Annotated in this window: 21 protein-coding genes; 13 read left to right on the top strand and 8 right to left on the bottom strand. The window is 35.4% G+C overall.

What is annotated here, in order from left to right; genetic code table 11:
- Positions 1–37: 37 nt before the first annotated feature.
- Together ACP6PK_RS21435 and ACP6PK_RS21430 are read right to left on the bottom strand one after the other, a co-directional pair.
- Positions 38–3,304 carry a WD40 domain-containing protein gene (locus tag ACP6PK_RS21435; protein ID WP_426562499.1) on the bottom strand — a complete coding sequence of 1,089 codons (3,267 nt, stop codon included), beginning with the start codon at positions 3,302–3,304 and terminating at the stop codon, positions 38–40.
- Positions 3,305–3,328: 24 nt separating this feature from the next.
- Positions 3,329–3,580 carry a hypothetical protein gene (locus ACP6PK_RS21430; RefSeq protein ID WP_426562473.1) on the bottom strand — a complete coding sequence of 84 codons (252 nt, stop codon included), beginning with the start codon at positions 3,578–3,580 and terminating at the stop codon, positions 3,329–3,331.
- A gap of 151 nt (positions 3,581–3,731) precedes the next feature.
- On the opposite strand from ACP6PK_RS21430, the gene ACP6PK_RS21425 reads away from it, so the two are divergent.
- The 6 genes from ACP6PK_RS21425 (at position 3,732) to ACP6PK_RS21400 (ending at position 8,287) form a co-directional block, all read left to right on the top strand.
- Entirely contained in the window at positions 3,732–4,985 is a 1,254-nt protein-coding gene (locus ACP6PK_RS21425) for a calcium-binding protein (RefSeq protein WP_426562471.1), read from the top strand.
- 627 nt (positions 4,986–5,612) lie between these two features.
- On the top strand, positions 5,613–6,914 hold the full coding sequence (locus tag ACP6PK_RS21420; protein ID WP_426562469.1) for a hypothetical protein: 1,302 nt from the start codon (positions 5,613–5,615) through the stop codon (positions 6,912–6,914).
- A gap of 106 nt (positions 6,915–7,020) precedes the next feature.
- Positions 7,021–7,245 carry a hypothetical protein gene (locus tag ACP6PK_RS21415; RefSeq protein ID WP_426562468.1) on the top strand — a complete coding sequence of 75 codons (225 nt, stop codon included), beginning with the start codon at positions 7,021–7,023 and terminating at the stop codon, positions 7,243–7,245.
- Positions 7,246–7,518: 273 nt separating this feature from the next.
- On the top strand, positions 7,519–7,644 hold the full coding sequence (locus ACP6PK_RS21410) for a hypothetical protein (protein WP_426562466.1): 126 nt from the start codon (positions 7,519–7,521) through the stop codon (positions 7,642–7,644).
- Between the two features lie 78 nt (positions 7,645–7,722).
- The gene (locus ACP6PK_RS21405; protein WP_426562464.1) at positions 7,723–7,941 is read left to right on the top strand and encodes a hypothetical protein; all 219 of its coding nucleotides are present in this window, start codon (positions 7,723–7,725) and stop codon (positions 7,939–7,941) included.
- Positions 7,934–8,287 carry a putative toxin-antitoxin system toxin component, PIN family gene (locus ACP6PK_RS21400; protein ID WP_426562462.1) on the top strand — a complete coding sequence of 118 codons (354 nt, stop codon included), beginning with the start codon at positions 7,934–7,936 and terminating at the stop codon, positions 8,285–8,287. The genes ACP6PK_RS21405 and ACP6PK_RS21400 overlap by 8 nt, the downstream gene beginning before the upstream one ends.
- A 134-nt stretch (positions 8,288–8,421) precedes the next feature.
- Here the strand turns inward: ACP6PK_RS21400 and uvrB are convergent, their stop codons facing one another.
- A complete protein-coding gene (gene uvrB, locus ACP6PK_RS21395) occupies positions 8,422–10,422 on the bottom strand; it encodes an excinuclease ABC subunit UvrB (protein ID WP_426562460.1) in 2,001 nt (666 codons plus the stop codon).
- Positions 10,423–10,923: 501 nt separating this feature from the next.
- On the opposite strand from uvrB, the gene ACP6PK_RS21390 reads away from it, so the two are divergent.
- The 7 genes from ACP6PK_RS21390 (at position 10,924) to psbV2 (ending at position 15,878) form a co-directional block, all read left to right on the top strand.
- Positions 10,924–11,184, top strand: coding sequence for a hypothetical protein (locus ACP6PK_RS21390; protein ID WP_426562458.1), 261 nt, complete (start codon positions 10,924–10,926; stop codon positions 11,182–11,184).
- Positions 11,185–11,517: 333 nt separating this feature from the next.
- Positions 11,518–11,643, top strand: a complete 126-nt coding sequence (locus ACP6PK_RS21385) for a hypothetical protein (RefSeq protein ID WP_426562456.1) — start codon at positions 11,518–11,520, stop codon at positions 11,641–11,643.
- 134 nt (positions 11,644–11,777) lie between these two features.
- The gene (locus tag ACP6PK_RS21380; RefSeq protein ID WP_426562454.1) at positions 11,778–12,605 is read left to right on the top strand and encodes a prepilin peptidase; all 828 of its coding nucleotides are present in this window, start codon (positions 11,778–11,780) and stop codon (positions 12,603–12,605) included.
- 739 nt (positions 12,606–13,344) lie between these two features.
- Complete coding sequence (accD, locus tag ACP6PK_RS21375; RefSeq protein WP_426562452.1) at positions 13,345–14,325, top strand: acetyl-CoA carboxylase, carboxyltransferase subunit beta; 981 nt, start codon at positions 13,345–13,347, stop codon at positions 14,323–14,325.
- Between the two features lie 69 nt (positions 14,326–14,394).
- Positions 14,395–14,580: a translation initiation factor IF-2 N-terminal domain-containing protein gene (locus ACP6PK_RS21370; RefSeq protein ID WP_094671321.1), complete on the top strand. Its 186-nt coding sequence runs from the start codon at positions 14,395–14,397 to the stop codon at positions 14,578–14,580.
- Positions 14,581–14,742: 162 nt separating this feature from the next.
- The gene (psbV, locus tag ACP6PK_RS21365; protein ID WP_426562449.1) at positions 14,743–15,231 is read left to right on the top strand and encodes a photosystem II cytochrome c-550; all 489 of its coding nucleotides are present in this window, start codon (positions 14,743–14,745) and stop codon (positions 15,229–15,231) included.
- Positions 15,232–15,377: 146 nt separating this feature from the next.
- Entirely contained in the window at positions 15,378–15,878 is a 501-nt protein-coding gene (gene psbV2, locus ACP6PK_RS21360; protein ID WP_426562447.1) for a photosystem II cytochrome PsbV2, read from the top strand.
- A gap of 708 nt (positions 15,879–16,586) precedes the next feature.
- Here psbV2 and ACP6PK_RS21355 read toward each other — a convergent pair.
- From ACP6PK_RS21355 to ACP6PK_RS21335, 5 genes are all read right to left on the bottom strand, one after another.
- Complete coding sequence (locus ACP6PK_RS21355) at positions 16,587–18,782, bottom strand: GumC family protein (RefSeq protein WP_426562445.1); 2,196 nt, start codon at positions 18,780–18,782, stop codon at positions 16,587–16,589.
- 198 nt (positions 18,783–18,980) lie between these two features.
- Positions 18,981–20,492, bottom strand: coding sequence for an SLBB domain-containing protein (locus ACP6PK_RS21350; RefSeq protein WP_426562443.1), 1,512 nt, complete (start codon positions 20,490–20,492; stop codon positions 18,981–18,983).
- A 126-nt stretch (positions 20,493–20,618) separates the two neighbouring features.
- On the bottom strand, positions 20,619–21,338 hold the full coding sequence (locus ACP6PK_RS21345) for a cyanoexosortase B system-associated protein (protein ID WP_426562441.1): 720 nt from the start codon (positions 21,336–21,338) through the stop codon (positions 20,619–20,621).
- Between the two features lie 729 nt (positions 21,339–22,067).
- Positions 22,068–22,961, bottom strand: a complete 894-nt coding sequence (gene crtB, locus ACP6PK_RS21340) for a cyanoexosortase B (RefSeq protein ID WP_094671948.1) — start codon at positions 22,959–22,961, stop codon at positions 22,068–22,070.
- 473 nt (positions 22,962–23,434) lie between these two features.
- A complete protein-coding gene (locus tag ACP6PK_RS21335; RefSeq protein WP_426562439.1) occupies positions 23,435–24,565 on the bottom strand; it encodes a DegT/DnrJ/EryC1/StrS family aminotransferase in 1,131 nt (376 codons plus the stop codon).
- Positions 24,566–24,767 lie beyond the last annotated feature (202 nt).

Genomic DNA, 24,767 nt, shown 5'->3' with positions numbered 1-24,767 from the left:
AAATTTTTTAGTAGGGACTTTCTATACAAAGTCCCTACTATATTACGGTGGCCCCCAATGTGAGTAGAGTTTCTTTTTGGCCTTCAGTTAATCCTGTAGCATCTGTAATATTCATTCCTTCATAGAAGCGTTTTGCTTTGAGAGTTTTAATGCAGCTACCTGTTTGAGTATTCCACAGTTTAATGGTCTGGTCTTCGCTACCACTTGCAACCATCGCTCCGTCATGACTAAAAGCTACAGAACGAATAGTATTTTCATGTCCTGTTAAAGTTTGCCAGAGCTGCCCACTTTCAACATCCCAGAGTTTAATTGTATGATCGTCCCCACCAGCTACTATCAGATTACTATCAGGACTAAATTCGAGCGCTCTAATTTGATTGGTATATTCTGCAAAAGTATGTAGACATTCTCCTGTAGTAGCATTCCAGAGTTTAACAGTGAGGTCATCACTAGCACTGGCAATAATTTTACCATTAGAACTCCAAGCAACTTGACGCAATTTATCTTGATGTTCTCCTATGTCTGTAAGCTCTCCCGTTTCAATATTCCAGGTTTGTAATAATTTACTATCGCTGGCGATCGCTAAATTTTGATTATCAGGACTCATCGCAACTGACCACAACCAGTTTGGATAATCTTTGAAAGTTTGTAGACAGCTATTTGTATTCATATCCCACAATTTAATACAGCGATCGTCTCCAACACTAATCAGTTTTTTTCCTTCCTCATAAAAAGCAACTAACCATATCCAGTCTCCATGTCTTTCGGGGAGAACTGAGCATTTCCCAGTCGCAATATCCCATAGTCTAATCTGACCATCATTTCCACCACTAGCTATTTTTGTTCCTTGAGGATGGAAAGCAACTGATTGAACGCGCTTTGTATGACGACCTAAAGTTTTACTGTCACCTGTTTCAATATTCCAGAGTCTAATTGTGCAGTCGTCACTCCCACTCACTAAAGTTTGACCGTCAGGAGAGAAAGCAACTGACCAGACTCTTTGAGTGTAACCGTTGATAGTCTTCAAAGGTTCACCTTTGGGAATATCCCATAACCTGACACTTTGATCGTCGCTCCCACTAATGAGAGTTTTACCATCGCTACTAAAGGTTATTGCTCGGACTCGTCGATTTTTTTCCGGTAAAGTAAGTAATAATTCACCAGTTTCGATATCCCATAACTTCACAGTTTGATCTGTACTACCGCTAGCTAGAGTTTGATTGTCAGGACTAAAAACAACTGACCAAACTCGTCCGTTGTGTCCGGGAAAAGTTTTGATACATTTACCACTATGGATATCCAGTAACCTGACAAAATTATCATCGCTACCAGTAGCTAGAGTTTCTCCATCAGGACTAAAAGCGATCGCTCGGACGACATGATTTGGTTGTCGCCAACTATTGATACATTTACCAGTCTGAACATCCCATAATTTTACGGTTTGGTCTGCACTACCACTAGCTATTTTTGTTCCTTGAGCATTGAAAGCAACTTCTACTACCCAGAAAATATGCTCTTGTAAAACGTGAAGACATTGATGAGAGTTAATATCCCACAATCTTACGGTACCATCATTACTAGCACTAGCTAAAGTATTACCATCTGGACTCAAAGCAACAGACCAAACTTGCCCGGTGTGTCCTGCTAATGTAGCCAAACATTCACCTGTTTCAATATTCCATAATTTCACAGTAAAGTCATTACTGCTACTAATTAAAATTGGTTTTTGAGGATGAAAAACCAGAGACCTTACCCAATTAGTATGACCTAAACAATTAGTTATAAATTGACCGTCCGCTACTCGCCAAATATAAATATTTCTATCCGCATCTCCCGTTGCCCAAAGTTTACCATCATAACTAAATGCGACGCAAAGAATACTGCCTAAAGGTTCGGAAAAAATTGATTTAGAAAAATTAGAATTGGCAAAATTAATCTGATGTAATTCAACTCCTTGAAGATAGGCTTGACAAATAGTTAAATAAGAAAAATCATAGTTGGTTAAATCGGTATTTAGCTGAGACAAAATGTTGAGAATATTCCCTCCTAAATATCCAGGAGCTTGAGGAGATTTTTGTTGGCAATTTGAGATGATTTGTTGGAGTTGATTTGCGAGATTTATTTTCCCTCCTAATTCTTGCAGTAATCTTTCTAATAGTGGTTGGATAATCAGGCGAATTTGAGTTTCTCGAATATAATCTTTTGCTGTTGCTTTGCAGAGACAGTAGTTATTAAAAAGTTGTATTTGAGCAGTCTTAATTTCTTCGCAAATTTCATCTATTAATCGAGCAATAAGATATTCCCTGATTACGGGTATAACTATATATCCTAATTCGGTAGTTTTGATTAGCGATCGCCGTTTTAAAGAGCTTAATGATTGAAGTAATTCTTGTTTAGTTTGCCAGGAAATAATATCTTCTTTTAATTCCGTATCTGAAGCTGGTTCATAATTAATTGCCAGCCAATACATAATTTCCTGTTCTGAGGTAGATAAACGATTAAACTGACGTTCATATAAATCGTTAATCTGCTCGAATTTTAGCTGTCCTAATTTTAAATAATCTTCTACAAATTTAGATACATTTCCTCCCAATACTTCTTGAATACTTGCTGCTACAACTTCCAACGCAGAAGGATTACCTGCATAATGTTCAATAACTAATTTCCATTCATCTTCTGAGCCAGAAAATTCTCCATGTTCTGTTTCTGTAAATATTTTTTGACTGTTTTCTAGATTTAAACCTTCTAATTCTAAGATTTTGATAGTTTTAGTTTTTTTAGCAATTAAATCCATTGCTTGTGGTTTTTCTCGGCTGGTAATTAACAAACAACTTTTATGGGATGACTCAGCTATTCGCTTGAGTAAATTACCATAACCTTGATAACCTTCCCGATATTTACCTGTTTGATTGCCACTTTGAAGAATTGATTCTGCATTATCTAGTATCAGTAAACAACGAGAGGATGAAAAATAATGAATTAGTCTAGTTATTTTTTCATCTAAAGTTTCTGGCAGTATAGTTTCTTGTTGGTTAGAAAAGAACTTGATTGAATCTTCCAGAATGTTTTCTACTGTTGGAGATGCTTCAAGACTTCGCCAAATTATATATTCAAAATTATTCTGAACTTTGTTTCTTAATTGAATTGATAAACTTGTTTTCCCAATACCGCCTCGACCAAGGAGTAGAATTAGGTTACATTTTTCCTGCAAAATAGATTTATTTAATTCTTCTAATTCTTCAGTACGTCCGAAAAAGTGAGAAGTAGTAGGGGCTTTTTTTAAATCCGAAGATGCAGGTTGAATATTATCAACTATATCTTCCCAATTTCATCCTAAAACTTGGCAGAATGCTTGGAAATTTTTAGGTTTTACACCAGTATTATTTCGGAATCGGTGCCAGGTGGGTTTTGAAACACTACCCGAAATTTCTTTCTTTCCAATTTTATCCATTGGTAGAAACTTACTAGCTTCATCCACCCAATAATCGTTACTTAATGCCAATGATTTTTCTGTTTGGATTTGCTCAATAGCTTCGTTAATTTTTTTAAGTCCTTCAGATGAGGCTTTCAGAGTTTTCATGCAACACCTTATTCCCTGCTTGTCAAGAACAAATTTAGATCATTATACACCAAATCTAACTGATCTGTTTTTGTGCTGGAGTATTCTGAGAGTCAATGTCAAACTTGAAAGTAATCAAATATATTCAGTTAATTCTGAAAGGAGAAACATAATGAATTTCTCTTCACTTTTTCAAAGCATAAATCAAACTATGGTGATGAATAGTCCTGGTAATCGTACTCCATCCATGAGTATGTCTTCACCTTTTGGAAATATGGTTATGAATAGTCCTAATAATCGTACTCCATCCATGAGTATGTCTTCACCTTTTGGAAATATGGTTATGAACACAAATCAGACTTCCATTTCTAATTCCAATAGTAATAATAATTCATCTCAGGTTTCCATTTCTAACTCCAATACCAACAATTCATCTATTAACAGCAATTCATCAACGATAACAACTATTAATGAATCTTCTTCAAATTCTGTTTCTAACATTAATGTTGGTGGTTCTACTAATGGGTCCTCTATAACTTCTATTTCTAACATTAATATTGGTGGTTCTGGATCGTCAAACATTTTTGAAGGTACCAATGGTAACGATGTTATTAACGGTAATAGTAGTAGCAATATTATTAAAGGATTTTCCGGCAATGATAGACTCAATGGTTTAAACGGCAACGATATTATTAATGCAGGTTCTGGCAAAGATACTTTAATAGGTGGTAATGGTAACGACATTCTCAATGCAAGTTCTGGTAATGACAGGTTAAATGCTGGAAATGGTAACGACATTCTCAATGGAGGTTCGGGTAACGACATTCTCAACGGAGGTTCGGGTAACGACATTCTCAATGGAAGTTCGGGTAATGACAGGTTAAACGCTGGAAATGGTAACGACACTCTCAATGGAAGTTCAGGTAATGACAGGTTAAACGCTGGAAATGGTAACGACACTCTCACAGGTGGATCTGGCAGCGATCGATTAGTTGCTGGTGCAGGAGTTGACTTACTAATTGGTGTTAATGCTAATGTGAGTACAATTACAAATAATGGAGTATCAACTGTTACCATAACTAGCACTGGCAATGCTGGACGAGGAGAAAGAGACCGCTTAACCGGAGGAACAGGACCCGATCAGTTCATACTTGGAGACAACAGCAATGTCTATTATAACGATGGTAACTCTTCAAATTCTGGCAAAAGAGATTATGCTGTCCTCCAAGATTTTAATCCCAGTGAAGATAAAATTCAACTGAATGGATCGGCGAGTAATTATGTCTTAAAGGAGGTATCGGGTCATACTCGAATTTTCCTGGATGATGATGGAGTTTCTGGTTTTAGTCGTCAGGACGAATTAATTGGAATTGTCAAAAATAACACGAATTTGAATTTAAACAGTAGCTCTTTTGAATTTGTCTAATATCAATTTGATAAATTAACAGGTAGGGGCAAATCACTATTTGTCCTTACTACTCGTTCATAGAAATAAGAATAGATGGTATGACATTTAAGAGTAAATATTTAACGTTTTTTAAATAAAAAATCTATCATACTTTTCACATAACAACTTACTTATTATCCGTTATTATGAAGTTAACGGAGAAAGTAGAAGGCAGAAACAGAAGGCAGAAAAGTTGGAATGATTTGGAAAATCTAGCTTTTCATAAGCTGATTTTGTATGAAAGCAAAGACTTACTATTAAATCCGCAAAAAGAGAAATACCCAGATGAAGAACCTGGAAAAACTCTTCTTCCAAATTAGTCAGGACTTACGCAAATAGCCCATGTACATTTAACCTTTTTTAAATAAAAAATCTATCATACTCTTCACATAACAAATTACCCACTATTTATCAAGCACAAAATTAGATCATTATGCACAGATTCAAAATGATCTATTTTTGTGCTGGAATATTTTAGAACCTCATGTCAGACTGAAACAAATCAAATTCATTCAACTACTTCTAATATTAGAATCAACTTATTAATTAGGTTAATTTTCAGTATTAGAGAAGTCTGAATCACTAAAAATTAAGGAGAAACTTAATATGAATCTTTTTTCATCTTTCGGAAGTATGCAGATGAGTAGTCCTTTTAATGGCAGTTCATCAATGAATCTTTTTTCACCTTTCGGAACTATGCAGATGAATAGTCCTTTTAATGGCAGTTCATCAATGAGTATTTTTTCACCTTTTGGAAATACAGTTACGAATAGTAATCAGATTTCCATATCTAACTCCAATACTAACAATAACTCATTCACAACTAGCATCTTCTCTACAGCAAATACTACTAACAGTAGTTCATCAACTACAACGATTTTTAATGATTCTTATTCCAATGCTTCTACTAACATTAATCTTGACAATCAAGCTCAGGATATCCTAACAGAATTTACAGAAAACGAGCCACTGGTTACAAATAATAACTTTGACCAAATAACTGGTGAAATTGTAGTTCCCGATTTTACTCAAGATGAACCTTTAATACCAGATACCTCTAATCAAGAAGCACCCATTCATTCATTTTATATCAATGGTGTTAATAACACTTTGGCAGACTACCAAAATACCATCCCATTAGTAAACAATTTACTAACCGCAACAGGTATTAATTCTCAGGTTGAGGAAGAAACATATAATCTTTCAGGCAAACCAAAACCTATTAACTTCGACTTTGCCCAGTCTATTGTTCAAGCTGTTACTTCAGGAAATGATTTTGAAGGTACGCAATTTACTAACAGTGTGGTGGAAAGAATTCAAAATATTGACCAAGGAAATAGTTTGGAAGACAAATTTTTAATTATTGCTCATTCCCAAGGCAACTTTTTTGCTGAAGATATATATAATCAACTGCCCGAAAATATTCAGGAAAGAACAAGAATATTAGCTTTCTCTCCCTTTACAAATTTCCAAGGAATTAGTTCCGATAATGTTGACTATTTATTACGAGAAGATGATTTTCCTAGCCGTCTCAAAAGTTTTCCAGCAATAGCTGTTCCTGAAGACCAACATAATCTTCCTAGCTGGCCAGGGAATAATTTACAATCTTTTTTTCCAGGAGATAGAGACTCACACAAAATCGAAAATTATCTAGATATAAATCAATATCCCCAGGGAAGTAAAGAAGATTTATTAGTAGAAGAATCTTTCGAGCACGCGAAGGTAAAAATTCAGGAATTAATGAATTTTGACTCTGATATATATCAAGAGGAACAGACAATAGACCAGGTATTTGAAGATTCAAATTCTGACTCATTTTGGGGATTCCCAATTAATAACAATAATGATACTTTCGCAGATATAGGTAATCTAATATCTGAAGGAACTAGCTTGATTTTTGGCTGGTAATATAGCGATATTCAGGTTTGCTACGACAAGTAGAAAGTCTGAGCAAACCTGCTAGGTTTTGAATCTTATAAAATTATTGGTAATTCTTGTAGTAAAAATCATTGAAATGGTTAAAAAATCCCAAGAACTAAGAAGATCCGAGATAGAAGAAAAATACCCTAATCAATGGGTGGTAGTAGACATTACTGAAAAAGATAAGTATGGTTTTCCTGCTAGTGGAAAAGTATTATTGCAAGAAAGTTCGATTGATTTGATTTTAGACAAAATTGAATCTTTTCAAGGCGACTTGTACACATTCTATACTGGTAGTATTGATGGAGAGGTTGAGTGAGGTAAACTCAAGCTTTAAATACTATATAGATAACGATGAGTATAATTTTAGTAAAGAAAGAGTTTGTCGGAAATGCAGCTTTCGAGCAACTTAAATTATGGGTAATACCTGTTAGCATAAATATTTACTCATTAATAACCTTAAATTGTGATAATATATCAAGATTAAGAAATAGGAGATGTAAGTATCCTAGAAAAATTAATAGTTACTTATGATGGTTCAGCTTTTTATCCCGAATAAACCATTAATTTAGAACCCAATACTCGTTATATTATGCAGATTATTTCCCAAGAAAAACAGACAGAAACAACTGATAAAAATGCTTGGGATTTATTAGAAGAAATAGCAGGAACTTATGAAGCTCCTGAAGACTTGTCAAAAGAACATGATCATTATTAGGAAAAAATTTGAGAGGGTAAAATAGAAATAACTTTAAATTTATCTAATAAATACAGATTAATTGACTTTGAATTTATTATGGAAAATATTACCATTCAAGTTGACCCTGAAATTGCCAAAGCTTACCGAGAAGCAGAACCAGAAAAACAGCAAAATGTGCTTCTTATTTGTAACCTTCTTCTTCAAGAACTTTTGAAAGATACAAGTTTTGAAGAAATTGTTGAACAAATTCGTCAAGAAACAGAAGAAAATGGTTTAACACCTGAAATCTTACAAGAATTATTAAAAGATGAGTAGATTACGAGTTATTTTAGATACTAACGTCTTAATCAGCGGACTCTTGTTATCTTCTTCAACTTCTCAACAAGTTTTTGATTGGGTTACAGCAAAAGAAGTTATGCTAATTTCTGAGAATACCTATCAAGAAATATCTCGAACCTTAATTCGTAAAAAATTTGACAAGTATTTATCTTTAGAAACAAGACTTCAATTTATTTCTGCTCTAAGAAACAAGGCAGAGATAATTATTAATATTACTGAAACAATTGAAATTTGTCGAGATTCTAAAGATAATAAATTCTTGGAATTAGCAGTTTCTGGAAATGCTACTCATATTATCACTGGAGATAAAGACTTATTATAATTGCATCCTTTTCGAGATATTTTGATTGTTACACCGAGTCAGTTTTTAACCAGCTTATAATGAATATACTGATTTATTAACTCAAGAAGATTAACTATGAAAATTAAAAAAAGTAATAGCTGACTGCTGAATGCTTACGAATTACCTACTAATTTATCTCGCAAATATTTAATCCGATCACGCAGTTTACCTGCTTCTTCAAATTCTAAATTTTTCGCTGCTTCTTTCATCTGAGTTTCTAACTTTTTAATCAACTCTGGAACATCATCCAAAGACAATTCATCCACCTGTTCATAAACCTCTTCTAACTGTTGAGAATTTAAACGGCGCGACACATCTAAAAACGCCAAAATAGAATTACTTTGTTTTTTAACAATAGGCTTCGGTGTAATATTATTCATCTTATTATATGCCAACTGAATTCCTCGCCTTCTTTCCGTTTCATCTATCGCTTTAATCATGCTATCCGTCAAATTATCAGCATATAAAATAGCCTGACCTCGGACATGACGCGCTGCTCTACCAATAGTCTGAATTAAAGAACGTTCCGCTCGTAAAAATCCCTCCTTATCCGCATCTAAAATAGCTACTAAAGAAACCTCTGGTAAATCCAAACCTTCCCTTAATAAATTCACCCCAATTAAAACATCAAACTCTCCCTCTCTCAACCCCTGCAAAATCTCAATTCTCTGAATAGAATTAATCTCCGAATGCAAATAACGAACCTTCACATTTTGCTCCTGCAAATATTCAGTCAAATCTTCAGCCATCCGCTTAGTTAAAGTAGTAATTAAAACCCTCTCCTCCAACTTAACTCTTTCCCTAATTTCTCCTAATAAATCGTCAACCTGACCTTCAGTCGGACGCACAAAAATTTCCGGGTCAACAACACCAGTCGGACGAATAATTTGCTCAACAATTCTATCCTCAGACTTTTCTATTTCCCAATTTCCCGGAGTAGCAGAAACCAAAATACATTGATTAACTTTTTGCCAAAATTCATCAGATTTTAAAGGTCGATTATCTGCTGCACTAGGCAAACGAAATCCATGTTCAATTAAAACTTTTTTCCTAGCTTGGTCTCCGTTATACATTCCTCGAATTTGCGGAACAGTCACATGAGATTCATCAATAATTAATAACCAATCTTTCGGAAAATAATCAATCAAACATTCCGGCGGTTCCCCCGCTTTTCTACCTGCTAAATGCCGAGAATAATTTTCCACTCCATTACAATATCCCACCTCCCGCAACATTTCTAAATCGTATCTACAACGTTGTTCCAAACGTTGAGCTTCTAACAATTTTCCTGTTTTTTCTAATTCTTCTAATTGCTCTTCTAATTCCACTTCAATATCATTACAAGCCTCTTCCAATCTTTCTTCAGGAGTAACAAAGTGACGCGCCGGATATACATTCAAAGACTCCAAACTTTGGATAATCTTTCCAGTTACAGGGTCAATATAACGAATAGCATCTATTTCATCCCCAAAAAATTCTACCCGAATAATTCTATCCTCATAAGCAGGTCCTATTTCCAAAACATCGCCCTTAACTCTAAACTTTCCTCGACCTAAATCTAAATCATTTCTGGTGTATTGAACTGTCGCTAAATCTCTCAAAATTTGTCGTTGATCAACTTCTTCTCCTACTCGCAAAGGAATAGCTGCTTTTAAATATTCTGCCGGAATTCCTAAACCATAAATACAACTAATCGAAGCCACAACAATTACATCTCGGCGTTCAAAAAGAGACCGAGTTGCAGAGTGACGCAACATATCAATTTCATCATTAATAGAAGCAGTTTTTTCTATATATGTATCCGTCACCGGAATATAAGCTTCCGGCTGATAATAGTCATAATAACTAATAAAATATTCCACAGAATTATCAGGGAAAAAATCTCTTATCTCATTACATAATTGAGCAGCCAATGTTTTATTATGAGCCAACACCAAGGTTGGTCTACCAACATTTTCAATTACAGAAGCTATAGAAAAAGTCTTACCCGTACCAGTAGCTCCTAGTAATGTTTGCAAATTATGTCCAGCTTGGATATTGGTAGTTAATTGAGCGATCGCTTGAGGTTGGTCGCCAGTAGCTTTAAAAGGAGCTTGTAAACAAAATTTTTCCATAATAATCTCAGAATCAATTGTATCATTATTAATGGTAAGTGCTTATGCAAAATAAATTACACAAAGCGTGCTTATGCAAAATAAATTACACATCTCCAATCTTATCCATAAGTTATCAATTCTTTCTCCCTCCATACCTATTCCCTATTCCCTATTCACTCTCTCAACTAGCAAATTCCTAAAAGCACGACTACTTATACTTTAATTCGTCGAACCAGGATAAAAGGAAGGAAAAAGATAAATTTAAAAGTAGATTGAATTTTAATTTAAGAACACTAACTTTAAAATTCGGTTCTGCTTATGAAATCCAAAATTTGAAATAGATAAAAAGGGAAAGTCGAAAGTTTTGCTCTTTAGGTTGTATATCGATTATTTGCTTTTGATTCCTCCTATCCTAATCAAATATTGTATATTTATGTCGCCTAACAAAAACAGTGAAGCGAGTTAAAACAACATATCAAAAAGTAGCAAATATATCTATCATATCTATCATAATTTATCGTGGTAAACGCTACAAAAAAAAGACAAGTAAAATACGCAGATTCAAATGTTGCCCTATTACTGACTCCATCCCTACAAAAATTAGCAAAACTACTCTATCGCACTTATCTGGAGACCCATCCTGACCAAGTTAGATATCCGTTAGGTATTGCTGTTAGTCCCCTTACTTATAGAGCTGGTCTAATATTCTCCCAAAAGCCAATTTTATTACCAGGTGAATTTTTTGTCCCTGTAGAGTTAATTGAATCAAAAATTTATTAAAGAGAAAGAGAGAGTAGAGAGTAGGAGAAAAACCCCTAACCACTCCCAATAAAGGAATAATTTATGATTTATGTACGATAATTGATTTGATGGCGTTGCTGAAATGTAATGGTAAGTAGCTGAAGGTAAAATCGGACAACTTATGTTTTTCCTTGATACTTAATCTAAAAATCATTACCGAATTATTAATTATTAATAATTAATAATTAAATAATTCTGGTTTAAAGCCTCCCCTTGGATAGGGGAAAAAAAGAAATAATATTTCCTTATCTTCAATCCTCTCGGTTTTAACCTTCTTGTAATTATCAATTATCCATTATCAATTATCAATTAATGAACATTCAGCAACGCCAATTTTATTATTTATTATTGGAGAAATCTATTAGTTTTGATATAGCAATTATTGATGAAAAAAATCAAATATTACAACTTATGTACGAATTGCTATATTATGCCTGACTAAAAACTCGGTCAAAGATTACTTTTTACTTTTGAGTTTTGACTTACTTGTAGCGCACTAAAAACTCATTCAGAGATTACTTTTAACTTTTAAATGCATGACTTTTAAATGCATGACTTTTAACTTAAAATATATGAACTTACTCAGAATATGGCCTCTAGCTCTAATGGTATTTGCCCTAGGTGCATCCATCGGCAGCTTTCTCAACGTTGTCATTTATCGGATACCTGCAGGAATATCTATACTTTGGCCTCCATCCCACTGTCCAAAATGCCATAGTCGATTAAAAGCCACAGAAAATGTTCCTATATTTGGTTGGCTATGGTTACATGGACGTTGTGGGCATTGTCGAAATCCGATTTCTATCCGCTATCCAGTAGTAGAATTAATCACAGCCCTACTATTTTTAGTTGTTTTCTGGAAATTTGGAATTACCATCTCGACCCTAGGCTATTGGGCTTTTTTTAGTTGGCTACTAGCTTTATCTATGATTGACTTGGACACCATGACTTTGCCTAATCCTCTAACCCAATCAGGATTAATCTTAGGTTTAGGTTTTCAAATCATTACCACATTAGAGACAAATTTTCAAGTAAATAATCTAATCAATTATCTAATGATAGGTATTATTGGAGCAGTAGTTGGTCTATGGCTCCTTGATTTAATCTCTATATTTGGTTCCATAGCTTTCGGACAAACAGTTATGGGTGGAGGAGATGCCAAACTAGCAGCAATGATAGGAGCTTGGTTAGGTTGGAAATATTTACTATTAACCTGTTTTCTTGCCTGTGGTATGGGAGCATTTGTAGGTGGAGCAGCGATCGCCATAGGTTTACTAGATCGACGACAACCAATGCCATTCGGACCCTTTTTAGCAATGGGGGCTAGTTTAACCGTTATCTGGGGTAGTGATATATTATCTACTTACTTCAATCTTTTTTTCCCTGGGTTCTCATCCTGATTTGAATAAGCAGTAAATTTTGGCCATAGTTTCCGAGTTGAGAGACTTCAGAACTAATACTATAGCGCTACAGATTAAGGTGGGGAAAGCCACTTGTTGCGAAAACCATAAAGTCCAAAGTCTCTGCTTTTCAGGAGATGAAAAAAATATTCACTATACCATGTTGAGAGACGTCAAAACTAAAACTATAGCGCTACAGATTAAGGTGAGGAAACCTCCCCCTGTGGTAAAACGTAGGATATCCAAAGTCTCTCATTTTCAGGGGATGAAAAAAATATTTATTTTACCATATAACCAAGCTGAAAGTAGATGTCGGATTTACTGATTTCGGATGTACTGATTATTGATAACTGATAACTGAAATAGCTGAAGGTATATTTGAGAGGTACTGATAACTAAAATGAGCTGTTGCCTTTAAACCCAGATTTTTGTCAAACACCACACTAATTCTATACAACCATATAAAACAATAGGCTAAATCAACACTCATCAAGCCAAACTTTTTCAAAGGTTACAGAAATTTCTTTAATTTATAGTCAACCAAGAGAACTTTAGGATATAGAATTGCGGTAGTATAACAAAGTATTTCATCAGTGTATTAATCCAAAACTTAAAGTATTGCTCTAACCTTAACCTATAGTGCCATAGATCTGTTGCTAGACAACTTACCTCAATAGGTATATAATAGCGGGCTTTACCAAAAATTTAATCACTGAATAATTAATTCAAAAATATTTTAATGTCTCTATTTGATTGGTTTGCAAATCGACAAAAATCAGCCCAGAACTCTCAACAAAGACCTGAACGAGAAATTGCTGATGGACTTTGGCTTAAATGTGAAGCTTGTGGCGCTCTAACTTATACAAAAGACCTCCAAGCAAATCAAATGGTTTGCCTAGAATGTGGACACCATATACGAGTATCTAGCCAAGAGCGCATTCAGCAGTTGATAGATACTAACACCTGGGTGCCAATTAACGAACAAGTTAGAGGAACAGACCCCTTGAAATTCCGCGATCGCAAAGCATACAGCGATCGCCTCCAAGAATATCAAAGAAAAACTGGACTTCTAGATGCTGTACAAACAGGTATCGGTAATATTGAAGCGGAACCTGTGGCCTTGGGAGTTATGGACTTTGGATTTATGGGAGGAAGTATGGGTTCAGTCGTTGGAGAAAAACTGACCCGATTAATTGAAAAGGCCACTCAAGAAAGTTTACCTGTAGTAATTATTTGTGCTTCTGGTGGAGCCAGAATGCAAGAAGGAATGTTGAGTCTGATGCAAATGGCCAAGATATCCGGTGCTCTAGAACAGCATAGAGAAGCTAAACTGCTATACATTCCAGTTTTAACTCATCCGACTACAGGTGGTGTAACTGCCAGTTTTGCCATGCTTGGAGATATTATTATCGCTGAACCGAAAGCCACAATAGGTTTTGCTGGACGACGAGTGATTGAACAAACAGTCCGTGAAAAATTACCCGACAACTTTCAGACCTCTGAGTATCTATTGGAACATGGTTTTGTAGACGCTATTGTACCTCGTACCCAATTAAAGAAAACTCTGGTCCAGTTAATCCGCCTACATAAACCTCATTCTACCACCCTTAGTTCTGCTGAGTCATTAGAAGCAGGGCCATATTGTCATTTACCCTTTCCGGCAGAACACCATAATTCCTTGACAAATGAGCATAAAATTCAAGCTACACCTCAGAATTAAATTATGGGAACTTCAAAGGAATTTTTGTAACTGGCTTGATCTAAATTATAAACAAACTGAAAAAAATTTATGGGTTTTGCTGATATATCAATCCAAGAAATAGCAGAAGACTTTAATGTCCATGTAAATCAGGTACTTCGTCTTTGTGACCAAATGGGGATTTCTTATAAGCATTCTCAAACTCGTTTGGCCTTAGAGGATGCCAAAGCAATCATGTCTCACATATTGGCCCAAAAACAAAAGTCTGATTCCTAATAGAGGAGTCTAAATACTTGACTAATTGACACTTGAACACTGATAAATAAAAATTAGATTAAAGTTCAGTAAACCTGAAGTCCAGTTACTTCAAGGAAATATTTCCATTAATGAACATATCTGTGTTGGTTGATTAACTTGCCATTTTTAAGGAGAAGAAACTTGAAAAAATTTTTCATAGCTGTAGTTGCCATACTATTCTTGACGTTTCAAACGTTCATCAACAGTGCCACTGCAGCTGAATTAACTGATAACGATCGAACTTTACCTCTGAATGAGGATGGTGAAGAAGTTGTACTTACCATTAAGGAATACACAAGAGGCAGACGGGCATTTAATAATGTTTGTTCTCAGTGTCATGTAGGAGGAATTACCAAAACAAATCCTGATGTTTCCTTAGACCCAGAAGTTTTATCATTGGCCTATCCAGCACGAGATAATATAGAAGGTTTGATAGACTACATGATAAACCCTACTACTTATGATGGGGAGATTGAAATATTTGAGTTTCATCCCAGTATTAAGAGCGCCGATATTTACCCAGAAATGAGAAATCTTACAGAGGATGATTTATACGCGATCGCTGGTTACATTCTTGTACAGCCTAAAGTTTTAGGCAAAGGATGGGGCGGCGGTAAAATCTTCCGTTAAAATTCTTTTTTTTTCAAACATTGATTGATGATTTTAGATTATTGTTTTTTTGATGGGAAAAAATCTATTTTTCTCCTCATTAAAGCCTAATCTAAAATCAGTTATTTATATTTTATATTTGTAGTTACCAAAGTAATAAAAGTATTATGTTCAATAAATCATTACTGATTCGTTTTATACTAATAATATTGATTATTTTTCAGGTAATAATTTTTGATACTCAATCAGCTCAAGCTGCTGTTGATTCCTATATCAAAAGATATTTAGATGCAGAAATACCAGTAGAAATCAAACTTAATGAGCAAGGTGAAACAAAGAAATTTTCTGCTGAAGATTTATCTGAGGGTAAACAAATGTTTGCCAAAAATTGTCTCAACTGTCATGTAGGAGGAGCAAATTTAGTAAACCCTCCAATATCTCTATCTTTGAACAAACTAAAAGGGGCAACACCACCACGAGATAATCTGAATAACTTAGTAGCTTTTTTCAGAAGCCCGATGATATATGATGGTAGTGATTATACATTTTTCTGTCGTCAAGTTACTGAAAATTGGATGTCTCAAGAGACAGTAGAAAAAATGGGTGCATTTATATTAAGAGCAGCACAAAAAGCTCCTGCTTGGGGAGTAGAAGGGATTGAACAATAAATTAAGCTGGAAAAAATAATCATTAAATAGGGTTTGCTGCAAAAGTCTTTTTGTCAAGGTAGGAGTCAGGAGTCATTTCAGTTATCAGTTAGTAGTGACACTTCTAGTAGTGACACTTCGCGAAGTGTCACTACAAAAATTAACGGCGTTGCTGAAATGTAATAGTCAGTAGCTGAAGGTAAAATCGGAAAACTTATGTTTTTCGTTGATACTTAATCTAAAAATCATTACCACTCAGCAACCCAAAATTAATAGTACCTCTGGCTGTTTGCCCAGCATGACCTAGGAAACTCAGAGGCTTGACATAAGGAATATCCTCTTTTTTTATCCCCTTAAAAGGAGAGACGTATACCCTTTTTTTTCGGTCAGGAGAAAGGGCAGTTTTATAGGAGGAAGCAGGAAGAATCTTCCATTGATTTTTATGCCTAACTCTTGTCCAAAATGCTCACTTTTTGAACATGAACAACCTAAAACCTAGCACTTTTTGAGGAACTAAAAAGTTTGAAACCTTGTATCTGCAAATTATTTGAGATTTCATCAGCAAGTGGTAAATAATTGAAAGCTGTAGTAGAGACTTTGATTTCAAGGTCTCTACATTTATGGTTATAAAAGCTATAGCACTACGCATTATGGTTAGGACAGTTCTAAATGCTCAAACGAACGTCAGGGATTATTTTTGACTTTTGACTTGTGCGTAGCGCTATATTATCAACTATGAACCTGTGTTACTACTCCTGCTGTAGCTCCTATACTAGGTCTAGGTGAGTCGGCGATCTGTGGCTCAGAGATATCAAAATCATCCAATGGTTCCAATGGAAATTCTACAGGAAGATCGGCTCCGTTGACCACAACTCCTAAAAACTGAGGGCCAGACTTACTAGATTCATCCTCTTCATCATTTGTGAGCTGTTCTATAACTTCTGTCAACATACCTGATATAGTATATTGTGGTCGAGTCACAATAATCATCCCATCAGTATATGGCTCTAGAATAAAAGCATCATTGTTCTGAGTCATACAAGGAGCATCTAGGATAACAAAGTCAAAACGATGTCGTGAGTCTGAAAGTAGCCTTTGCATTTCACTTGATTCAATGATTCCTCCTGGTTGTTTGACAATACCAGGAGTAGGTATCACATACAAATTTTCTACCTCTGGCACTTGTCGAATACAATCATTAATATCCCCATAATAACGAAGTGGTTCAGCATCGCTATGTGCATTAGGAAAAATTTTGAGAGACTCAGCTTTTGATGGAGACCTTAAGTCTGCTTCAATGACAAGTGTTCGTTTACCTGCTCGTGCAGAAGCGATCGCCAAATTATAAGCACAAAATGTTTTCCCTTCTCCTTTAGCTCCACTACTCAAGAGCAAAACTTTTGGAGGTTGACTTCCCTGACGCTGCAAATTTGTCCGCAACTTTTCATAGAATTCCAAATAAGGTGAATTACGCTCCAGTAACAAAGGCATTTCTTCTAGCTCCATATCTGGATCAAAAAGCATGACATCAGGCAACAAACCCAATAAAGGCACATCCTTTTCCTTTAAAGCTGTTTTGATTTCTTCCCAAGAATAGAACTTGCCAGAAAGCATTCCCAAGACAAAAATTAAGCCTCCACCAAGAACTATACCTGCTAGTCCCCCTACTGCCATCATTAAAGGCATACTTTTTTCCGCTGCCTCGCCTTTCTTAGCAACACCAGCTTTCTGAGCAATGGCTAAACTGCTAGTTATCTCTGCCTCTGCTGCCTCAGCATCTTCTAACTTAGTTTGCATACTATCAAGACGAGACTTTTTCACAGCAACTTCTTCTTGCAAATTCACTAATTCTAATTGCTTATCGGGGATAGTCTTATACTCAACTTCCAATTCCTTCTCAGTTTCAATTGTTCTTTGTAGCTGTCTTTCTAACTGCTCCTTTTGAGCTTTCAGGGAAATGAGGGTTTCTGATAACTGTTGCCTTGTGGGGTCTAAAGAAGCATCAACCCGAATTTGATCTACTTTTCTTAATGGTGCTGCAATACCATTACCTCCTAAAACTTCTGCCGCACGTTGTTGTAGCTGTTTTTCTACAACTTGTTTTTGTCTACGCAACTCAACTACAGGAGGATACTCTTCTCGAAAATCTAACAGTAGCTTATCTAACTGACTCTCTACTTCATATAACTGCACTCGGAGATTTGCTATAATTGGATCGGCGGCGAGTGCCCGTGCTACATAAGCTTGATCTGCAGTTAACCCTAACTGTGTCTCTAAACTATTAATTTGAGCATCTACACCTTCTAACTCTAACTTAATCTGAGTTTGTTGTTGTCGGTTACCTGCGATCGCTGCAGGTAAAGCAGCAGCTCTTGCTGTTATCAACAAAGCTTCTTCATCTCTTTCAAATTTCTGTAGTTTTTCTTGAGCGTTTCTCAAGTCTTCAATTGCTGCAGGTAAACGTTTTTTAACTTCTTCAATAATAGTTGTTTGATAAGTAGCATTAATTTTTCGACTTTGCTTCACGATTTCTGCCATCAGTGCATCTACTGCTTCTACAGCTTTTTCTGCATCTGTATCTTCATACTGTAGAAAGTATACACCTTCTTTTGCGCCGAATTTTGCTCCCTTCAGCTTTCTTGCGTCTACTAATACCTTTTCTGCTGCTGCCTGTCTAACTTCATCATTTAGTAACATATCTGGAGTAACTGCCGCAGCTTGTTCTTGAATTGCAGTACCAGTCTGGGAAAATAATACAGGAGGACGAATACTCCTCAATGTACCTAGAATTGTATGTTTTGGTTCCTCAACTGGTTGCAAAGCAACTATTCCTGAAACACCTACTGCAACTGCGAAAGTTGCTACTCCCACCCACTTGTATAGTCCTAAAGCAATTAAATAACGTTTAACAATTGGTATAGCCATAATCCAGTTTTTATTGATAAATAGAATAGATTTACAACTGAGTTTTTAGGTCTTGGATCTATATTAATATTCGATCCGAATTATATGTCTAAGAATTTCGGAAAAAATCTCTACCTGAAATAGGTATTCATATTTGATTTTTAATAGACTTGATTAGGGATTGCACTATTATACTGATATCGTCAATTTCATTTTTTATTAATTATTATTATTTCTATTATTATTATTACCACCACCAAAGAAAACGTTAGAGGTATCTTGTTGTAAAGACCGAAAAAACAGGACGAATTCCAGAGAAGTTCTAATAGGAAGTGTATATCTTTCAAATAGATGGTTAATGTTATTAATCCAAGTGCGATCAATAACAACTATATCCTCATTCTGAAGCAAAATATTTTGAGAATCATCACCAAATATTGCTTTTTGCCCATTCAGTTCCCGCCTAATTATTTTCCTTTTTTCTTTGTCAAATCGAATTAAATTAATTGCTTTTAAATCCGCTGACTCTACGGCTATACCATTGAGAATATCTATTAATCTGCTACCATTTGGTAGATTAGTAGTAGCCAAGGTATCATTAGGATTACTGAAAATACGAATAGTAATTTGTTGTTGACTCAAAGTCGATTTACCAACTAACTCCCGATCATAACCAAAGTCCGATCCTGGTTCTAGTGTAGGCACAATTACAGCATCGCCATCCTTTAAGGGAATATTGGGCAAGTCAGTAGAATTTTGCAAAGGAGTATATAAATCAATTGTTTCTTCAATCACGGTACCATCACCTAACGTCCGGCGCACTAAAATTCGTCGCAGATCGGCAGTCAGGGAAGCACCACCAGCAGCTAATAAAGCAGAAGATACCTGATTTGCAGGATAATAACCAGGTCGAGTTACTTCCCCATTTACAGTAACAATACCAGTAGCTAAAGCTCCTGCTTGACTATAATTAGTGAGTAACTCTCTGTCTTTTTCTTGAGGTGTAATAGATTTCTGAGAAGGTATAATTACCACATCCCCATCTTCTAAACGTAAATCAGGAGGAGAACCACCTTCTTGTAGTGGGGTTAAAATATTTACTATCTGACTCACTACAGAACCATCAGCTAAGGTCCGACGCACTTCTATATTCCGTAAGTCTGCTGTAAAAGTTGTCCCACCTGCTGCTGATAAAGCATCTGAAATTTGATAATTTCCTCCTACCGGATAATAACCAGGTCTTGTAATTTCTCCAGCAATTGTGACTTGGACTGGACGTTGGACAACTAAAGATATGGATACTTCTGGATTAATGATAAATTTATTTAGCTCAGAGGTGATTTTTGCTATTGCCTCTAATATCGTTAAATCTTGCAATAAGACAGTTCCTATCAGAGGCATTTGAATAGTACCTTCTGGACCTATAGTTGTTGCTACATTTAAGTCAGCAAATCTTTGAACTTGAATCGAAAGTTGGTCTCCCGGTCCGAGTAAGTAACGTCTTAATCGTAAATCTGGGTCTGAATCGAAGTTAGGATCTAAGGGTGGAGAACCTATAGATGGAGATTTTATATTTGTTTGTGCAATATTTTCTTTAGAGTTATTGGGTAATTGGAGTTGCCCATAAGCAGTTTTGGGAAAAACTAACCCAGCTAAGGATAATATTATAGCACTAGAGTAAAATTTGGCTAAGGATAAATAAATTAACTTTCGAGAATAGTAGTTAATCATAAACTTTGAACTAGCTTTGTGTTATTAAATTTTCTTCTTAGGATAAGTAACTCTTTGCGTATTCTAACGAGTATGTCTTAGAAGTTCGAGTAACTTAACTAATTGTGGTTTGTGATATCTCAAATATTATTTGAATGCTTCTGTCATCAGTGATGCTTGAATTTTTTGCCCGATAGAAATGAGTTGTGAGAGATAGGGATCTATATCTGCTAAAGGTTCAACAGGAAATAAAATATTGACTGCTACCCAAGGTACACGCTTTTTGGATATCATAGCCGATCTATCTTTCCAAAACCAATCACCAGGTTCTGGACTTCCTCCTCCAGGCCAAGCATACCATTGCAGAACTGCATAAGTTTGTTTATTTGTCCAGCCTCGAAAGAATCTAGCTTCTATATTAGAAGATTGCTTTTGTGAGTCTGTAGTTCCATTCCCATTACCTGCTATTTCCAAGGTAAATTTAACTCGCTGGTGAGAATCTGTTTTCCAGCGATTAAACCCGTTTATATCCATCCATTCTACTTGGGGCTGGTCTCTTGGTCCATTCGGAGTTAAAAGTAACAAAAATATAGATTGATTATTCTGTTTAACTTCTTGCAGCAACCATTTATGGTCAGCAATTAGAAGTTTTTGATGGGATATTGTTATCAAATCAGAAATAGTTAATCCGTCTTCTCTGATTTGTTTTAAGTCTCTGAAATTACTCATTTGGGCTGTGTTTTCCCATGACCATTTTCCTGTTATATAACCAGGAACAGCACCTACTACTAAAACAATTAAGAAAAACACGAGTAATATAACTTTTGAAAGTTGATATTTGTGAAATAATTTAAAACTGTAAACCATAAAAAGTAATGATAATTTAATTTGGCTATGAGATGATCTGAATCGCCAAAAATAATTGCAGAACTATCTCTTAATTATATGTCTAAGTAGGTAGACAAAAAAAGTTGTAAAATGGAACCTATTTTAAAATCCTGGAAATCATTGAGATTGTTTCTATCTACTCCATTCCACTCACTTCAGAGATAGTTATGTTTAATTACGACCATCTACTTATATACTGTTTCTAGTGGTGATGCATAGTAATGTTAGAAGGAAGTGGGGTACAAGGATTTTTTTTCACAGTCTGTATAGAACCCCTAAGTGTATCTATTTAAAAGTAGAGGGGGAGAAGGGGAGGTGGGGAAATGGGGAGGTGGGGAAATGGGGTGTATTAGATATCTCCCACTCATCCAATCATCAAATCAATTATTACCCATTTTTTATCAATTTCTTATCCCTCCGACCTATTTTCTGGAGATACCTTCAGGGATTCTATAGAGAAAAACTCCAGAAGTATTTAGATGTATGAATACCTTGTTTTACTAAAACACGAGGAGTATACAGCAAATCCTAACAATTCTTCCCATATCCTTATCACCCCATCACCTCATCTTAGTGAAAAACCATTACGCGAGCAGGACTACCCTGTTTTTAAAGTTACTGATGTACACTTGTTTTTTCTTTTCCATGTTGGCTTTTCCCTACAACCTAAAATCCTAAAACTTTGTACCTCAACTCTAATAACAATTTCTATATATTAGATTCATTTGTAGAATCTACTGATTTTGTGAAATAATTATCTATCCAGTTCATAATCAGAATTAATAAACCCAACATACAGGCAGAATACATATCTCCACCCCATCCATCATGTAACCAATGAAAAGCTTCATCTTTACCTGTACCATGAAAAATTGTTAGTACAGTGTTTCTGACAATATTTGCAGTGACACTAACTGATACTGTACTAACGAGTAAAAAAGTTGTCTTAGCACGACTTGCTATAGCTCCAGTCCAATAAAGTAACATTAGAGAAACATAGATACTGGTAAATAACATTTTTAATCCAGCACAATGGGGAGCAACTTCGACAATTCTATCCCCGACATATAAGTATATTTGTTCAACAGTAACCTCCATGTTCAACTGAGTTAAAATAAACCCGGCAACTGCAGCAATAAATTTCTGTAGAGGTAAGGCATAGGGTTCAATTAAGTAGGGAATATAATTAGGACTAGCAAGCAAAATAAATAGTAATGGCATACCCATTAATTTTAAACCTGGTATTCCTTTAAACCAAAGGCAAATTCCTGCCAATATTATCGGAAAAGATAAGTTTATTAAGTCTGGAATACCACTGATATACCAAACTCCTCCAATTCCTAATAATACTGCTCCTAAGGGGTGAGAAATATTTGGCAAGTTTTGCCATTTATGGCGATTATTCCAAACAATATAACTAGCAAAAGGTAAACCTATTATTCCATGACTAAAATATTCATGTTCTATACTTATGCTTTTATTGAGCCATCCATTATACCAATAGATTATTAATGGAGCATACATCAAAAAGATTAGGGCAGCGATGGCTATTGTTAGTAAATTTTGCTCAATAGCAATAGGAAATTTTCGATGGCTTTGCATATTTTTTAGTTATATTGATTGTAATTAAAACATTTAACATTTTAGACTATATCTTTAATTAAAAGATATACAGCATATTGGAAGTCAATTAAGTTAAGTACAGATATTAATTTTAAAATTCTTGTGGGTTGGGCATCTTGCCCGAACTTATGTACTTAACTCAGATCAAATATGCTGTAAATTCAGCAATTTTGAATTGGAAAGATAGATGATGAGAAAAATATTCTATTTCTCTACTTAGGGTAATTGAATAACTCAAATTCATTGGTTTTATACCATTTCACTGTCCATAAGTCGGAAATAGTTTTACAACCTGGAGTGTAAAATAATTCCCGGCAATACTTGTGAGTTAAAAGTTGAAGCCAATAGTATCTATTTTTTTTTGATTTTTTACTTTTTACTTCCGTGAAACGGTATAGATGATATTTTTCAGAAAACACCCTGAACTTTAAAATCAATTAAACCAATAGTTACTAATTGATAATTTGACTAATTGTCTCGGCAACTTGATGAATTTGTTCTTCACTAATTACAGGATACATAGGTAAAGATAAAATCTGTTCGCTCAAAGTTTCACTGTTAGGAAAGTCACCTTTTTTATAACCTAAGTTTTGGTAAGCTGGTTGGAGATGACAGGGTATTGGGTAATGGATACCCACTGAAATTCCTGCGGCTCCTAATTTCTCTTTTAGGGTATCCCGGTTAATTGGAGATTTGTCAGTGACTCGAATCACATATAAATGATAAATATGCCCACTACCACTAACATTCTTTATGGGAGTAATACCTTTCTCTTCCATGGGGCTGAGGAGGTTATCGTACTGTTGGGCCGCTTGGTTGCGATCGCTATTCCAACCTTCTAAATAAGGAAGCTTGACATTAAGTACAGCAGCTTGTATTGTATCAAGTCTACTGTTTGTGCCTACTTCCTCATGGACATATTTACGGGGCGCTCCATAATTGCGGAGAGTTCGCATTTTACTTGCCACCTCTGGATCGGAGGTAATAACAATTCCTCCATTACCAAAGCAACCTAAGTTTTTACTAGGATAGAAGCTAAACGCAGCAGCAGTTCCTACACTTCCAGCACAATATCCTTCTCTTTCGGCTAAATGAGCCTGGGCTGCATCTTCAAATATAATTAGGTTGTTAGCTTGAGCAAAGTCTTTTAGTTCACTAGGAGCTACCATTTGACCATAAAGGTGTACTGGCAATATTGCCTTGGTTTTGGATGTGACAGCTTTTTGAGCAGCTTCCCAGTCAATTAACGCAGTTTCAGCATGGCAGTCTACTAGCACTGGGGTAGCACCAGCATAAAGTACCCCAATTAAAGTGGCAATAAATGTATTAGCTGGTAAAATTACCTCATCTCCTGCACCAATACCACAAGCTTGAAGTCCAAGTGCTATAGCATCTGTGCCACAAGCAACTCCAATGGCATTTTCTACTCCACAAGCTGTAGCGAATGAGGACTCAAATTTTTCTACTGCTTGACCAAGTATAAAATCTCCTCTTTCTAATACTTCCTGAATCGAATTTTCTAATTCACTTTTAAGTGGTTGATGTTGGAGTTTGAGGTCAACGAAAGGAATATTTTTTGGCATACTCTACATATAATATCTATCGGTTGTTTGGAAACCCGTCAGCTTTAGCTATGGTCTGAAAAACCTTCGGCGACTTCTATCATATTCTCCTTAAGAGAGGTTAACCAACTCAAAAGTCAGAAGTTAGAAGTTGTTTTTGTCACGGGGATGGGTGAGTAACCCTCCAAAAACATTTCACCTTAAAAGGCGGGGTTAGGGGTTT

Source organism: Dapis hubbardiae BLCC-M172, assembly GCF_050016015.1.
Classification (GTDB): Bacteria; Cyanobacteriota; Cyanobacteriia; order Cyanobacteriales; family Microcoleaceae; genus Trichodesmium.
The sequence above is the reverse complement of the archived record's forward strand: the minus strand, read 5'-3'. Positions and strand labels throughout refer to the sequence as shown.

Bases quoted from the DNA above. Each gene is read 5' to 3' on its own strand.
- ACP6PK_RS21430 (WP_426562473.1), bottom strand. From the start codon at position 3,580: ATGAAAACTCTGAAAGCCTCATCTGAAGGACTTAAAAAAATTAACGAA.
- ACP6PK_RS21425 (WP_426562471.1), top strand. From the start codon at position 3,732: ATGAATTTCTCTTCACTTTTTCAAAGCATAAATCAAACTATGGTGATG.
- ACP6PK_RS21420 (WP_426562469.1), top strand. From the start codon at position 5,613: ATGAATCTTTTTTCATCTTTCGGAAGTATGCAGATGAGTAGTCCTTTT.
- ACP6PK_RS21415 (WP_426562468.1), top strand. From the start codon at position 7,021: ATGGTTAAAAAATCCCAAGAACTAAGAAGATCCGAGATAGAAGAAAAA.
- ACP6PK_RS21410 (WP_426562466.1), top strand. From the start codon at position 7,519: ATGCAGATTATTTCCCAAGAAAAACAGACAGAAACAACTGATAAAAAT.
- ACP6PK_RS21405 (WP_426562464.1), top strand. From the start codon at position 7,723: ATGGAAAATATTACCATTCAAGTTGACCCTGAAATTGCCAAAGCTTAC.
- ACP6PK_RS21400 (WP_426562462.1), top strand. From the start codon at position 7,934: ATGAGTAGATTACGAGTTATTTTAGATACTAACGTCTTAATCAGCGGA.
- uvrB (WP_426562460.1), bottom strand. From the start codon at position 10,422: ATGGAAAAATTTTGTTTACAAGCTCCTTTTAAAGCTACTGGCGACCAA.
- ACP6PK_RS21385 (WP_426562456.1), top strand. From the start codon at position 11,518: ATGAACATTCAGCAACGCCAATTTTATTATTTATTATTGGAGAAATCT.
- ACP6PK_RS21380 (WP_426562454.1), top strand. From the start codon at position 11,778: ATGAACTTACTCAGAATATGGCCTCTAGCTCTAATGGTATTTGCCCTA.
- accD (WP_426562452.1), top strand. From the start codon at position 13,345: ATGTCTCTATTTGATTGGTTTGCAAATCGACAAAAATCAGCCCAGAAC.
- ACP6PK_RS21370 (WP_094671321.1), top strand. From the start codon at position 14,395: ATGGGTTTTGCTGATATATCAATCCAAGAAATAGCAGAAGACTTTAAT.
- psbV2 (WP_426562447.1), top strand. From the start codon at position 15,378: ATGTTCAATAAATCATTACTGATTCGTTTTATACTAATAATATTGATT.
- ACP6PK_RS21355 (WP_426562445.1), bottom strand. From the start codon at position 18,782: ATGGCTATACCAATTGTTAAACGTTATTTAATTGCTTTAGGACTATAC.
- ACP6PK_RS21350 (WP_426562443.1), bottom strand. From the start codon at position 20,492: ATGATTAACTACTATTCTCGAAAGTTAATTTATTTATCCTTAGCCAAA.
- ACP6PK_RS21345 (WP_426562441.1), bottom strand. From the start codon at position 21,338: ATGGTTTACAGTTTTAAATTATTTCACAAATATCAACTTTCAAAAGTT.
- crtB (WP_094671948.1), bottom strand. From the start codon at position 22,961: ATGCAAAGCCATCGAAAATTTCCTATTGCTATTGAGCAAAATTTACTA.
- ACP6PK_RS21335 (WP_426562439.1), bottom strand. From the start codon at position 24,565: ATGCCAAAAAATATTCCTTTCGTTGACCTCAAACTCCAACATCAACCA.